The following is a 14,330-nucleotide window of genomic DNA, read 5'->3' on the forward strand; positions in this document are numbered from 1 at the left end:
GCGATGACGGCGACGCGCCTGGGCGGCAGGGTCGCCATCGTCACCGGCGCCGGTTCCGGCATCGGCCGCGCCATCGCCGAGCGCCTGGCGCGAGAGGGCGGCGCGGTGGTCGCGGCGGGCCGGCGCGTGGCCCGTCTCGAGGAGACGGTGGCGGCCATCGCCGCCGCCGGCGGCCGCGCTCTGGCGGTCGCCTGCGACGTCGCCGACCCCGGCCAGGTGGAGGCGCTGGTCGACGCCGCCCGCGCCGCGTTCGGCGGCGTCGACGTGCTGGTCAACAATGCCGTGACCGCGCGGCCGGACGCGCCGGTCGCCGAGCGGGTCGCCGAGCTCGATCCCCGCTGGTGGGCGGCGACTCTGGACGTCAGCCTCACCGGCGCGTTCCTCTGCGCCCGGGTGGCGGTCGGCGCCATGCTGGCGCGCGGCGGCGGCAGTATCGTCAACATCGCCTCGACCTCCGGCGTCGCCGGCAACTGGAATCAGAGCGCCTACGTCGCCGCCAAGCACGGCCTGGTCGGCCTGACGCGCGCCATCGCGCTCGACTACGCGGGGCAGGGGATTCGCGCCAACGCCGTCTGTCCCGGCTTCATCGAGACCGAGCGCTCGCTGGGGTTCTCGCGCCACAACCGCGGCGACGACTGGCGGGCACGCAAGCTGGCGGAGATCCCGCTCGGCCGTTTCGGGCGGCCCGACGAGGTCGCGGCGCTGGTCGCCTTCCTGGCCTCGGACGAGGCCGGCTACATCAGCGGCGCCGTCATTCCCGTCGACGGCGGCAGCGCGGCGCGCCGCGGCTGAGGCCGGCGCGCATCTGATTCGACGCTAGCCAGGTTGTGGTCGCGGATTGCAGACGCGGCAAATACCTGGCAGCGTGCCGCCGGCGCAGCGGACGCAGGGGCGAGATGACGCAGCCGCGAGGACTTCCGGGGAGAATGTGGGCAGCCACCGCCGCGCCCGTGCCCTGCCGGAATCAATCGCCGGCGCTGCCGACGCACCAGGGACTGGCGGGCTGGCGCGGCGCCGGCGCATCTGGTTGGCGCCCCCCGGCGCGGCTATAGGCTCGAGGTGCGGCGCGACGGCTCACAGCGGCATGCGGGGACGGCCCGCCATGGCGCCGGGCGCGCTGCCGCAGAGTCGTCGCCCTGGCGGGTCCTGCTGATCGAGGACAGCGAGCACGACGCCGAGCTGATCGTGCACGCGCTGCAGCGCGTGCACGCGGTGCGCTGGCAGCGGGTGGACACCGCGGCAGCGCTGCGGGCGGCGCTGGCCGACGCCTGGGATCTCGTCACCTGCGACTGGCAGATGCCGGGACTCGGCGGCCTGGCGGCTCTGCCGCTGGTGCGCGCCGCCGGCGTCGAGGCCCCCGTCGTCGTCGTCTCGGGCGAGGTCGACGACGAGGTGACCCGCCTGGCGTTGGGAGCCGGAGCCGATGACGTCATCAGCAAGCGGGACCTCCCCCGGCTGGCGCCGGTGGTCGAGCGCGAGCTGGACGCCGCCGCGGAGCGCCGCGAGCGGACGCGCCTGTTCGACGCGGTCTTCGACCACAGCCTGAGCTGCCTGGTGCTCCTCGACTCCCAGTTCAATTTCGTGCGCGTCAACGCCGCGTATGCCGAGGCCTGCCATCGTCCGCTCGCCGACTTCGCCGGGCGCAACCATTTCGAGCTCTTTCCCTCCGATGCGCGAGCGATCTTCGAGGAGGTGCTGCGAACGAAGCGGCCGTTCGAGGTGAAGGCGCGGTCGTTCTCGTTTCCCGACCAGCCGGAGCGCGGCGAGACCTACTGGGACTGGACGCTGGTGCCGATCCTCGATGCGGGCGGCGCGGTCGAGCTGCTCCTCTTCTCGCTGCACGACGTCACCGAGCACGTCCGCACCGGGCGCGCCCTGCAGGTGGGCGAGCAGCGCTTTCGCGCCCTCATCGAACAGTCGCTGGATCTGATCGCGATCGTCGATGCGAAGGGCATCTACCGCTACGTCAACCCGGCCCACGAGGCGGTCTGTGGCTTCCGGCCCGACCAGATGGTGGGGATGAGCGCCTTCGCGCTGATCCATCCCGAGGACGCGAAGGTGCTGGTGGAGCGCTTCCGCAGCGCGGTCGCCGGCGGCGGCAAGAGCGCGCCCATCGAGTACCGCTTGCAGAGCCGGGGCGGCGGCTGGCGCTTCATCGAAGGGGTGGCGCTCAACCTGGTGGACGATCCCGGCGTCGGCGGGGTGCTGGTGAGCGGGCGCGACGTCACCGAGCGGCGGCGCGCCGAGGACGAGCTGCGGGCTCGCGGCGAGCGCCTCAAGCTCACCCTGCGCGTCGCCAACATCGCGGCGTTCACCCAGGACCGCGACTTCCGCTACACCTGGATGCAGCATCCGCAGCTCGGCTTCCGGGTCGAGGACGTGCTCGGGCACACCGACGAGGAGCTGCTGGTCGGCAGGGACATCACGGCCCTGGTGGCGCTGAAGCGCCAGGTCATGGCCACCGGCGTCGGCGCGCGGCAGGAATTCGCGATCGATGACGGCGGCCGGCCGGCGCACTTCGACGTCATCCTGGAGCCGCTGCGCGATGCGGCCGGGGCGATCGCCGGGCTGAGCGGCGCCTCGTTCGACATCACGGCCCACAAGCGGACGGAGCAGGCGCTTCGCGCGCACGCCCTACGGCTGGAGATCGTCCAGGGCGTCTACCGCGCCATCCTCGGCGCCGGCCCGGTGGGCGACGTCGTCGGCGCCGCCCTGCCGCGGATGCGGCAGTTGGTGCCGTGCGACATCGCCTTCGTGCTGCTCGCCGACCCGGCCGCCGGCGTGGCGCGGCTGATCGGGGCCGAAGCCGACTCGGTCGAACGCTTCCGCGACCTGCAGGTCGTGCCACTCAGCGACTTCCCGACCCTCGACATGCTGGTGGCGCAGTCGGAGATCTACGTCGCCGATCTCCACGCGGTCCGACCGCGCTCGCGCTTCGTGCGGCGCGCGGTCGAGGCGGGGGCGCGCACGCTGCTCACCGAAGCGCTGGTGGCCGATCGGGAGCTGCTCGGCGCGCTGACGCTGTTCGCTTCCACGCCCGACGCCCATACGGCGGAGCATCGCGCCATCGCCCGCGAGGTCGCCGACCAGCTCGCGGTGGCGATCGACCGCGCCCGCCTGCACGAGCGGCTCGAGCGACGGGTGCGCGAGCGCACCGCCGATCTGGAGCGGGCGAATCGCGACCTCGACAGCTTCACCTATTCGGTCTCGCACGATCTGCGGGCGCCGCTGCGCCGCATCGAAGGCTTCAGCCGCGCCCTGCTCGAGGACTACGGCGCGGGCCTGGCGGTGGAGGCGCGCCGCTACGTCGACGCGATCGTCCAGGGCAGCACCCGCATGGGGCAGTTGATCGAGGATCTTCTGCGCCTGGCCCGGCTGGCGCAGCACGAGCTGGTGCGCGAGCGCGTCGACCTGACCGCGCTCGCCCTCGCCATTCGCGGCGAGCTCCATGCCACCGATCCACGCCGCCAGGTGGTGTGGACGATCGCCCCCGGCGTCGTCGTCGACGGCGACGCGCGGCTGTTGCGCGTGCTGCTCGAGAACCTGCTCGGCAACGCGTGGAAGTTCACCGGCGGTCGCGCCGTCGCCCACATCGAGCTCGGCGTCGAGGCGCGTCCGGACGGGCCGGTCTACTTCGTGCGCGACGACGGCGCCGGCTTCGACATGGCGTACGCGGAGCGGCTGTTCGGCGTCTTCCAGCGCTTGCACAGCGAGACCGAGTTCGAGGGTACCGGCATCGGGCTGGCCACCGTGCAGCGCATCGTCCACGGCCACGGCGGCGCGATCTGGGGAGAGGCTGCCATCGATCGGGGCGCCACCTTCTACTTCACCCTCGGCGGCGCCGCCTGAGCGGAACCCCGGGCTCCGCGCTACGCCGCCTTGCGGCGGCCGGGCTGGACGGCGGCGATGAACTCCAGCTCCGGGTGGTTGGCGAGCGCCCGCTGCAGGCGGAAGTCGGTCTCGAAGAGGACCAGCGGGCGCTGTTCGATGTCGACCAGGCAGGTGGCGCCGCTCGCGCGTTCGAATTCGTCGGGATCGAAGTCGGGATTGCCGATCCAGCGCGCGTGCTGGAACTTCAACGGCTCCAGGCGGACGTCGACGTTGTACTCGTGCTTGAGGCGGTACTGCATGACCTCGAACTGGAGCTGGCCGACGGCGCCGAGCACCGGCTCGCGCTCGAGGCGGTGGCGGTCGAAGAACACCTGCACGACGCCTTCCTCCGCCAGTTGATCGAGCCCCTTCTTCAACTGCTTGCGCTTGAAGGGCTCGGTGAGCACGACGCGCACGAAGCGCTCGGGCGAGAAGCGCGGGATGCCGTCGAACTGCACCGTCCGGTCCTCGCTCAGGGTGTCGCCGATGCGCAGCACGCCGGGATCCCACAGGCCGACGATGTCGCCGGGAAAGGCCTCCTCGATCAGCGTCCGCTCCTGCGCCCGGAGCTGCAGCGACTTGTTGAGGTTGAGCGACTTGCCGGTGCGCACGTGGACGACGTCCATGCCGCGCGTGAAGCGGCCCGAGACGATGCGTACGAAGGCGATGCGGTCGCGGTGCTGCGGGTCCATGTTCGCCTGGATCTTGAACACGAAGCCGGAGAAGAACGGCGCCTCGGGACCGACGTCGCCGGCGGCCGTGTGGCGCGGCTGCGGCGGCGGCGCGAGGTCGAGGAAGCGGTCGAGGAAGGGCTCGATGCCGAAGTTGGTCAGGGCGCTGCCGAAGAAGACCGGCGACAGGTGGCCGGCGCGGAAGGTCGCGAGGTCGAAGGTCGTCCCGGCGCCGTGCAGCAGCGCGATCTCGTCGAGCAACTGCTGGTGCGCGTGGGCGCCGATCGCCTGCCGCAGCGCCGCGTCGTCGAGGTCGCTCGCCTGCATGACGGCGCGATGGCTGGCCGACTCGCCGCGCTCGAAGCGCAGCAGTCGATGGTGCTCGCGGTCGTACACGCCCTGGAACTCCGGGCCGGCGCCGATCGGCCAGTTGAGCGGCGTGCACGGCATGTCGAGCACGCGCTCGATCTCGTCCAGCAGGTCGAGCGGTTCGCGGCCGTGGCGGTCGAGCTTGTTGATGAAGGTCACGATCGGCAGTTGGCGGGCGCGGCAGACCTGGAAGAGCTTGATCGTCTGCGGCTCGACGCCCTTGGCGCTGTCGATCAGCATGACCGCGCAGTCCGCCGCCGCCAGGGTGCGGTAGGTGTCCTCGCTGAAGTCGTTGTGGCCCGGGGTGTCCAGCAGGTTGAGCTGGAAGCCGCGATAGGGGAACTGCATCACGCTGGTGGCGATCGAGATGCCGCGCTCCCGTTCCAGCGCCATCCAGTCGCTGGTGGCATGGCGCTCGGCCCGCCGCTGCTTGACCGACCCGGCGAGCCGCACCGCGCCGCCGTAGAGCAGCAGCTTCTCGGTCAGCGTCGTCTTGCCGGCGTCGGGATGGGAGATGATGGCGAAGGTACGCCGCCGGCCGGCTTCGCTGCGGACGGAGTCGTCGAGGCCGGGCATAGCCTCCCTGAATGCCCCGCCCGTCCTGCCGACGCAAGGCACCGGGGTGGGGTGGGCGTACGCGGCGGTCGGACGCCGCGTCCAGCAGGGCGATTTGCGATAGCGCCTGCCTCCGTCGTAGTGTCCGCGAGGAGGGGACGGCCGATGATGCGACGGGGCCTCGGCTTGGCCATGCTGGCGCTGGCGGCGGCAGGGTGCGGTGATGGCGATTCGCCGCGCCCGGTGCCGACGCCCACCGCGTCGGCCACCCGGACCGCGATCCCGACGGCGACGACCGCGGCGCCCACCGCCAGCGATACCCCGGTGCCCCTGTCGACCGCGTCGCCCCAGCCGTCGACGCCACCCGCCTCGCCGACCGCGACCCCGCCCGCCTCGCCGACGGAGACGCCGCCCCCGACCCCGACCGCGACGCCGCTGGACACCGCGACGCCGACGCCGAGCGCGACTCCGGCGCCGCCGCAACTCCTGTTCTTCGGCGTCGCTCGCGCCGACGATCTGGTGCAGGCACCGGACGGCGTCGACGAGGCGGGACGGCCGATCTACGCGCGCGCCCAGGGGCAGGGGATGACCCTGGTGGTCGAGGCGCGGCGCGGCCAGGTGCGCCTCTCCAACCAGGCCTATGACCCGGTGAACTTCGCGCCCGGGGTCGAGATCATCGCCTCGCGGCCGCTCGGCGATGGCAGCCCGGCGGTCTGCGATTACGATCCGCCGCTCATCGGCGGCATCCCGGCGGTCGAGCCGCTGGAGTTCCGCGACGATCCGATGGTGCGCGACGCGATCGCGGATCTCGGCTGCCGATTCAATGATGGCGCCGGCGCGCCGCTCGGCCGCGTCGGCAACAACAACGCCTGCACGCGGGACGCGGGCGCGCTGTTCAACTTCGTCGATCCGCTCACCGAGCTGCAGTACTGTCTGCCGATCGCCAAGGCCTGGGCCTTCCCGGTGGGCGACACGATCGTCGCGGCGCGGGTGCGGGATGCCGGCGGTTCCCTCAGCGAGGTGCGCGAGATCGTCATCCGGGTCGCCGGCGACCAGCCCTTCGATTGCAACACCGGCCTCGGCGAACGCGCCTTCACGGTGCGCACGCCGGCGAGCGAGCTCGACGCCGACGGATTCGGAAAGATCAGCACCGACGCCTGGCTGACGGCTTCCCTGCGGCTCTGCGCCGGGCCCGACCTGGGCGACGGCACGCACGCGCTGACGCTGCGCGAGAACGCCATTCTCGGCATTCCGCTCACCGACGGCGGGGTGCTGTGCACCCAGCTCCGCTCGCGCGGCAGCGCCGGGGTGCTCGACTGCGGCAGCACGCTGCCGCAGGACGTGTACGCCACCGCGGATCAGGGAACGGGCCACATCTCCGTCGACACCGGCCTCGGCGTGCCCGCCGGCACCGGCTCGGCATCCCTGCGCCTGCCGATCGCGTTCCGCGTCCTGCCGAGCGGTGCTGCCCCGACCGACTGCCTGACCACCAGCTTCGGCAGCGTCATCGCCGGCGCTGTCACCACCGCGGGCGCCACCGCGGAGGTGCTCGACGCGGAGGGGGCCACGGTGGCCTCCCTGGCGCGCAACGGCGCGCCGTTCTCCTGCGACGAATGGGTCACGGGGGGAGCTCCGGTGCTGGTGCTGCCGCTGCCGATGACCGATCCCGTGGCCGGCGCGGTCGCTACGGCTCTGGTGCTCGCGGACTGACCCGGGCTCCGCTGCGTCGGCGCCGGTCGCGTGGAGCGCCCGTGCTCCGGGGGACGCCCACGCCGGCCGGGACGACGTGGCGCGCCGCTGGATCTAGTGTCCCGCGTTGGAAGTTCGTTGCCTATTTCGGCAAGCAATCGGCGCCCCTGGCAAGGCGTCCCGACGCAGGAATATCGGGAATATTCCAAGGAGGGGCAACGCAGCCAGGGGCGTCGAGGGCCGGCGAAATAGGTGACGAACTTCCGACTCGGGACACTAGCCTCGAGACGACAAAACACCTTCACCACGGAGGCATGGAGACACGGAGGGTGCAGCGTGGGAATGGCGGGTGGGCGCGATCCCCAATGGCCATTGCTGATGGCGTTGGGGATCGCGCCCCCGAACCCTCTCTTGTCCAGGGTACTCCGTGTCTCCGTGCCTCCGTGGTGAAATCGTTTTCGTCACATCGAGCAAGGCTAGGGTGCCGCCGCCGGCGCCGATTGCATCGCCGCCGCGATCGCCTCACTGAGCTCGGCGATCAACTCGCTCAGCGCGGCGGCGTTCGCGTCGGGCGTGCCGCCGGGCCGCGTGTAGTCGAAGATCCGCGCCGCCACCGTCGCGTCGTGGCGGTCGCGCACCACCCACCGACCGGAGAGTTCCAGGCTGCCATCGGCCTGCTGCTCGAAGCGGGTCGCCGCCACGCTGACGCTGAAGTCCAGCTTCTCGGTGCTGTACCAGGGGAACGTCACGATCCGCTCCGGACCCATGAGCTGCACCAGGTTCGCCCCCAGGGCGCGCTGGAAGTTGGTTCGCAGCGATTCCGCCCAGCGCGCCTCCGGATCGTAGACGATCTGGTTGGCGTCGACCCGGCGCGCCATCTCCGGCCGATCGAGATAGCTCGGCAGACTGAGCGGGCCGAGGCCGATCACGATCGGGGCGGTGGCGCCGGTGTGCGGCGCCACGGCGTTGAGGATGAAGAAGCGGGGCGCGATGGTGCGCGGCGCCATGATGAGGCCACAGCCGGCGAGCGCGAGCGCCAGCAGGGCGGCGAGGAGGGGAACGGCGGCGCGGCGACTCATGGCGTGCTCTCCTGCTGTTGCGAGCGGCCGTAGAGCAGGGCGCTCGGGTTGCGCTCCAGGTAGTCGGCGAACAGCCGCAGCGCGTCGGCCGCCTGACTGATGGCGTTGAGCGACTGGCGCAGGTCGTGGTCCAGTGGCGAGCCCGGCTGGATCAGCGTCGTCGCGGTGCTGGCGGTCTTCTCCACGGTGTCCATGGCGCGCTGGGCGCCGACCAGGGTCTGCGTCAGCTCGCTGCTGAGCGGCTCGACCTGGCGGTCGACGCGGCGCAGCAGCGCGTTGGCGCTGTCGATCGCGCCGTTGAGGTTCTTCACCGTGCCGGGGAGCTGATCGATGGCGCCGCGCAGCGACGGGTCGTTGATCAGTTGGCTCAGCCCGGCGAGGGCGCGGTTGGCCTCGTCCACCATGCCCTTGAAGTCGATCGTGCGCAGCTCGTTGATGATCTCGCGCGCCTGCGTCGAGGCCTGTTCGAGCGTCGTCGGGATGGTCGGAATCTCCGGCGGGTCGGATGGTTGCTTCTCGACCCACCTCGCCTCGGTGTCGGGGAAGAAGTCGAGCTGGATGAAGAGCAGGCCGGTGAGCAGGCTCTGCGACTGCAACTGGGCGCGCAGGCCGCGGTTGATCAGCTCTTCGCGTGCCTCGGGATCGGGGAAGTGGATGTTGCGGCCCTCGGTGACGATCTTGCTCGGGTCGAGCACCACGTAGACCGGGATGCGCGCCTCCGGGCCGCGCTCCCCGGCCCGGAGGACGAGCTGGATGTTGGTCACCGAGCCGATGTCGACGCCCTTGAACTTCACCGGCGCGCCGACGCTGAGCCCGTCGACCGAGCCGGGGAAGTACATCACGGCGTCGATCGTGCGGCGGAAGAGCTTGCCGGAGCCGAACACCAGGACGCCGGCGACGGCGAGGATCAGGGCGCCGAGCACGAACAGGCCGACGATGGCCGGGTTGGCTTTCTTACCCATGGGGCGGCGCCTCCGTCTGCTCGGCCTCTTCGGCGCCGCGCGTCAGGAAGCGGCGCACGGCGGGTTGATCGGAATGGTCGCGCAGCTCCTTCGGGTCGCCGTGCGCGATCGCGGTGCGCGTCTCGACGTCGAGGAAGATGCTGTTGTTGCCGATGGTGAAGATGCTCGCCAGCTCGTGCGTGACCACGACGATGGTGGCGCCGAGGCTGTCGCGCAGCTCGAGGATGAGGTCGTCGAGCAGGCGCGAGCTGATGGGATCCAGTCCCGCCGAGGGCTCGTCGAAGAACAGGATGTCGGGGTCGAGCGCCATGGCGCGCGCCAGCCCGGCGCGCTTCTGCATGCCGCCGCTGATCTGCGAGGGGAAGAAATCCTCGAACCCCTTGAGGCCGACCAGCGCCAGCTTGAGCGACGCCACCTCGCGGATCTCGGCCGGCGAGAGGTCGGTGAACTCGCCGAGCGGCAGGGCGATGTTCTCGGCCAGCGTCATCGAGCTGAACAGCGCGCCGCTCTGGTAGAGGATGCCGAGGCGGCGGAGCATCCGCTCGCGCTCGTGCGGCGGCGCGGCGGTGAAGCTGACGCCGTCGTACAGGATCTCGCCCTTGGCCGGCTCGATCAGGCCGATGAGATGGCGGAGCAGGGTGCTCTTTCCGCAGCCGCTGCCGCCCATGATGATGAAGATGTCGCCCGGGGCGACGACGAAGTCGAGGTCGCGCATCAGCACGAAGCTGCCGAAGGCCATCGTCAGATCGCGCACCGCGATGCGCGGCTGCGTGCCGACGGCGGCGGCGCGGCCGTCGGGGCCGGTGGCGATGACGTCGCGCATCAGATCCCCAGCACGTAGAAGACCACCGCCAGCAGGCCGCAGGCGACGACGATGAGGACGATGCCGGTGACGACGGCCGAGGTGGCGGCGTCGCCCACCGCGGAAGCGCTGCTGCCGCTCTGCATGCCGCGCAGACAGCCGGCGACGGCGACCAGCACGCCGTAGACGGATCCCTTGAACACGCCGCCGACGAGGTCGGTGACGTGCACCGCGTCGAACACGCGCCGGAAGTAGACCTCCGGGTTGATGCCCAGCATGCCGCCGCCGATGACGGCGCCGCCGACGATGCCGACCAGGTCGGCGTAGAGCACGAGCAGCGGCATCATCAGGCACAGGGCGAGGGCGCGCGGCAGGACCAGGAATTCCATCGGGTCGATGCCCATGGTGGTGAGCGCGTCGATCTCCTGCGTCACCTTCATGGTGCCGAGCTGGGCGGCGAATGCGGCGCCGGTGCGTCCGGCCATGATGATGCCGGTCATCAGGGCGCCCATCTCGTGCACGACCGCGATGCCGACCAGGTCGGCGACGTAGATTTCGGCGCCGAACTTCTCCAGTTGGATGGCGCCGACGAAGGCCATGATGACGCCGACCAGAAAGCTGATCAGGGTGACGATGGGCAACGCGTCGGCGCCGGCTTGTTGCATGAACAGCAGCAGGTCGCCGCCGCGGTAGCGGGCGCGGCCGACGATCGCCCGGCCGCCGGCGATGGTGAGCTGGCCGATGAAGTCGAGGAACTCCCTGGCTCCGGCCGCGCCGTCGATCGCCGACAGGCCGAGTCGGGTCAGGAACCCCGGCCGCGCGCCGCCGCTGCGCGCGCCGGTCCGCTCCGGCACCGCCTCGGCGAGCGCCATCAGGCGCTGCACGCCCTGCGGCAGACCGCTGCGGTCGATGGCGATGCTGCGTTCCTTGGCGACCTCGGCGAGGTGGGCGAGGAAGATGAGCAGGGCGCTGTCCCAGGCGCCGAGCTGCCCGGCCTCGAAGGAAATGCGCCGCGGCGGCGCGGCGCCGGTGAGGGCCTCCTTGATGTCCCGTGGGTCGGGCACGCCGCTGGTCATCCGCCACGGCCCTGCCAGGCGGACGACCAGTTGGTCGGCGGAGGGTCGCTCGAAGGCGAGCTCGGCGGCGGCCATGGTCGGTCGCCGCTCTACCATGTGTCGACGTCACTGCAAGCGAGCCGCCTCGGGCGGCGGGCGGCGGCCCCGCCCGAGGCGCGTGGCGCGCCGGCGTGCCGGCACGTCGGCGCGGCGGTGCCCCGCCGGGCCGCCGGCTCACGGGCCGCGGCTCGGTGCCGGCGTCGGCGGCGCCACCAGGGTGCGGACGCCGTCGAACATCCAGTCGAGCGGTTGGACCACGGTCTGCCCGAGCCGGCGCGGGGCGCCGATGAGGGCATCGGCGAACCAGCGCGCCGTCGACCCGGCGAGCGCCGCGGCTTCGGGGTGGATGTCCGGCTTCGCCAGCGTGCCATCGACGCGGGCCGGGATCACCGGCAGAGACAGGAAGCCCGAGCCGGGGATCGGCACGGCGCTCAGCGCGAACATCTTCTTGATGCCGTTCGGGGTGAGCGTGATCCGGCCATCGAGAGCGAGCGTGCCGTCGAAGCCGATGCTGCCGGCGGCGGCGAGGTCATAGTCGTCGCTGTCGACGGCGAGGTCCTGGGTCGACAGGCGTCCGTTGGCCAGGGTGAAGGTCTGCGTCAGGCTGGTCAGGCGATTCGGCGGTCCCCCCTCGCGCAGGGCGCGCGTCGGGACGATGGTCGCGACGATGGCGCGCAGCAGCCCGGTCGAGGTGAGAAAGCCGCCGCGCAGCGCCATGCGGCCGCTGCCCTGCAGCGCCTGACGCCAGCCGTCGTGGAGCGGCGTGCTGAGCTGCACGGTCAGATCGAGGCCGTCGGGGTCGAGGGCGGGCGCCTGGATCCCCAGCAGTCGCAGGAACGCGTCGGGGTCGGCGCGGGTGACCGACAGCGTGCCCTCGATGCGCGGGTCGGCGAGGTCGATGCGGCCGCTGCCCTGCCACGGCGCGCCGGCGGCGGTGGCGCGCAGCGCGGCGAAGCGCACGTGGTCGGGAGCGAAATCGAGCTGGGCAGTGGCCTGGGTGGCGCTGATGGCGCCGTAGCTGGCGACGGCGGCGCTGACGACGCCGTTCGCGAGCGCCCAGCGCGGGCCATCGACGCGCAGCGTGCCGGTGCCGCGCGCCGGCGCGCCGACGGTGAGCGCCTGAAAGAGGAAGCGGCCGCGCGCGAGCTCGACGGCGAGATCGGCGTCGACCGTGCCGTCGCGGCGGCGGCGCCCGGTGGCGTCGACGCTGGCCAGGCCGCGCTGGCTGCGCGGGCCGGCGTCGAGCGCCGCCAGCACGGCGTCGAGGTTGACGTTCGTGGCGCGCACGCGGCCCGCGATCTCGTCGCGCGACAGGTCGGCGCTCACGCGCCAGCCGCCGCCGAACGCGCGCGCCGTCAGCGGCGACACCAGCAGGTGGCCCGGATCGCCGCTGGCGAACGCGGCGCGCACATCGCCAAGGTCGGTGCCGGCGAAGCGGACCCGCGCCAGTTGCGCGCTGCCCTTGCTGACCTGGACGCCCGTGCCGCGCCAGGTGAGCGTCCCCGCCGCCGACGCCGGCTGGGCGACGAGCAGTGGCCCGAGCGCAAGGGTCGGCGAGGCGAGGCGGAGGGCGATCTGGCCGCTGCCGCCGCGCAGCGTCGCGGTGACGTCGACGTCGCCGGCGGTGCCGGACTCCTCGCGCCGGCCGGTGAGCGCGGCGCGCGCCAGGTGCGCGGCGTTGATGCCGACCGCCGACAGGCTGATCGTCGGTGCGCCCTGCAGCGGGAGCGTCCCCGACAGCGTCCAGTCGCCGTCGAAGGCGCGCGCCGTCAGCGACGCGATCTGCAGCGCCTGGCCGTCGAACGCGAAGCGGGCGTCGAGGGCGTCGGCGGTGAGGTCGCGGTCGCTCACCGCCGCCGCCTGGGCCTGCGCGTCGCGCAGCGTGAGCGCGCCGCCGTCGAAGGTCGCCGCGGCGATCAGGCGGAGGGGCGCGGTGGCGGTGACGGTCGCCCAGCTCGCGCTGCCGCTGGCCATGCTGACGGCGATCTGCCCGGCGAGCGCGGCGCCGACCTGCCCGCTGGCGGTGGCATGGAGGGTGAGGGGGCCCGCGAGCTGCAGCGGCGCGGCGGCGTCGCCGACCAGTTGGCGCACGGCCGCCGCGGCGGCGGCGGCGTCGATCGCCTCGGCGTCGACCCCGCCGTCGAGCGCCACGGTGTCGGCGAGGTGGACGGTGCCGTGTTGGCGCCAGTGGCCGCCGAACGCCTGCCACTGGGCGTCGCGGAGGGTGATGCCGGCGGGGTCGACGGCGAAGCTGGCGCGCAGGGCGGTGGCGTCGACCCCCGCCGCCTGGACGCGGGCGATGTCGACCTGGCCGGTGGCCGTGGTCAGCCCGGCGTTGCTCCAGCCGCCGCGCAGGGTCAGCGCGATCGGTGCCGCGGCGCGGATGCGGTCGCGCCACGCGACCGCGCCGTCGCGCAGGTCGAGGGCGATCTCGGCCGTGCAATCCGTCGGCCGGCCCTGGACGCTGACGGACAGCCGGCCGCTGCCGGACATCGTCAGCGTCGCGCCGGCGCTCGGCAGCCAGGGGGCGACCCCGGCGGCGTCGGCGCCGCGCGCCTCCAACTCGGCGCGGAACGGCGCCGTCGCGATGTCGGCGAGACGGCTGACGGTGACGTCGCCGCGCAGCTCGCCGAGCTGGGCCGAGCGCCCACCAAACGTGAGCCTCGCGCCGGGGCGGGTCGGGGTGAGCGTTGCCGCGATGGCCTCGACCTGCAGGGCGCGGCGTTCGCCGCCGTGCCCCTCGCGCAGCGTCACCCGCCCATCGCGCAGCTCGATCCGCGGGCAGTCGCGGTCGAGGGCCGCCGGCGCTCCGCTCCCATCGCCCTGGTTGGCGAGGGCGACGTCGCCGAGGCGGACGGCGCCATCGTCGCCGCGCCGGAGGTCGAGCTCGAATCCGTCCACGAGGACCTGGGCGAGCGCGGGCGAACCGCCGATCAGCGCCCGCAGGCGCACCCGGGCGAGCACGTGGCGGGCGCGCAGCACCGGCGCGCCGGCGGCATCGAGCACCTCGACGCCGTCGAGCGCCACCGCCAGCGGCGGCGGCCAGGGCGCGACGTGGGCGCCGCTGAAGCGGACCGACGGGCCGAGCGCCGCCGCGACCCGTTGCGCCGCCCAACGCTGTCCCCAGGGCGAGCGCGCCAGCCACGTCGTGCCGATGGCGCCCAGCGCGATCGCGATCCCGCCGCCGACGATCACCCGCCGCGTCATTCTGCCCATCC

General features: G+C 72.9%; 9 protein-coding genes. 3 read left to right on the forward strand and 6 right to left on the reverse strand.

Features of this window, described 5'->3' with window-relative positions:
• Window positions 1–3: 3 nt before the first annotated feature.
• Together KF840_23795 and KF840_23800 are read left to right on the forward strand one after the other, a co-directional pair.
• Window positions 4–792 carry an SDR family oxidoreductase gene (locus KF840_23795; protein ID MBX3027929.1) on the forward strand — a complete coding sequence of 263 codons (789 nt, stop codon included), beginning with the start codon at window positions 4–6 and terminating at the stop codon, window positions 790–792.
• A 267-nt stretch (window positions 793–1,059) separates the two neighbouring features.
• Window positions 1,060–3,849: a PAS domain-containing protein gene (locus KF840_23800; GenBank protein ID MBX3027930.1), complete on the forward strand. Its 2,790-nt coding sequence runs from the start codon at window positions 1,060–1,062 to the stop codon at window positions 3,847–3,849.
• Window positions 3,850–3,869: 20 nt separating this feature from the next.
• Here KF840_23800 and KF840_23805 read toward each other — a convergent pair whose 3' ends face one another.
• Window positions 3,870–5,486, reverse strand: a complete 1,617-nt coding sequence (locus KF840_23805) for a peptide chain release factor 3 (protein ID MBX3027931.1) — start codon at window positions 5,484–5,486, stop codon at window positions 3,870–3,872.
• Between the two features lie 144 nt (window positions 5,487–5,630).
• Between KF840_23805 and KF840_23810 the strand changes: the two genes are divergently transcribed.
• On the forward strand, window positions 5,631–7,175 hold the full coding sequence (locus KF840_23810) for a hypothetical protein (GenBank protein MBX3027932.1): 1,545 nt from the start codon (window positions 5,631–5,633) through the stop codon (window positions 7,173–7,175).
• Between the two features lie 455 nt (window positions 7,176–7,630).
• On the opposite strand, the gene KF840_23815 is transcribed toward KF840_23810, so the two are convergent.
• From KF840_23815 to KF840_23835, 5 genes are all read right to left on the reverse strand, one after another.
• Window positions 7,631–8,233: a membrane integrity-associated transporter subunit PqiC gene (locus KF840_23815; GenBank protein MBX3027933.1), complete on the reverse strand. Its 603-nt coding sequence runs from the start codon at window positions 8,231–8,233 to the stop codon at window positions 7,631–7,633.
• The gene (locus KF840_23820) at window positions 8,230–9,195 is read right to left on the reverse strand and encodes an MCE family protein (GenBank protein ID MBX3027934.1); all 966 of its coding nucleotides are present in this window, start codon (window positions 9,193–9,195) and stop codon (window positions 8,230–8,232) included. The genes KF840_23815 and KF840_23820 overlap by 4 nt, the downstream gene beginning before the upstream one ends.
• A complete protein-coding gene (locus KF840_23825) occupies window positions 9,188–10,018 on the reverse strand; it encodes an ATP-binding cassette domain-containing protein (GenBank protein MBX3027935.1) in 831 nt (276 codons plus the stop codon). Before KF840_23825 ends, KF840_23820 begins: the two co-directional genes overlap by 8 nt.
• Window positions 10,018–11,148: an ABC transporter permease gene (locus KF840_23830; GenBank protein ID MBX3027936.1), complete on the reverse strand. Its 1,131-nt coding sequence runs from the start codon at window positions 11,146–11,148 to the stop codon at window positions 10,018–10,020. Before KF840_23830 ends, KF840_23825 begins: the two co-directional genes overlap by 1 nt.
• A 138-nt stretch (window positions 11,149–11,286) precedes the next feature.
• Complete coding sequence (locus KF840_23835; protein MBX3027937.1) at window positions 11,287–14,319, reverse strand: hypothetical protein; 3,033 nt, start codon at window positions 14,317–14,319, stop codon at window positions 11,287–11,289.
• Window positions 14,320–14,330: the final 11 nt, after the last annotated feature.

The sequence above is a fragment of the bacterium genome (genome assembly GCA_019637795.1).
Lineage (GTDB): Bacteria > Desulfobacterota > Binatia > HRBIN30 > CADEER01 > JAHBUY01.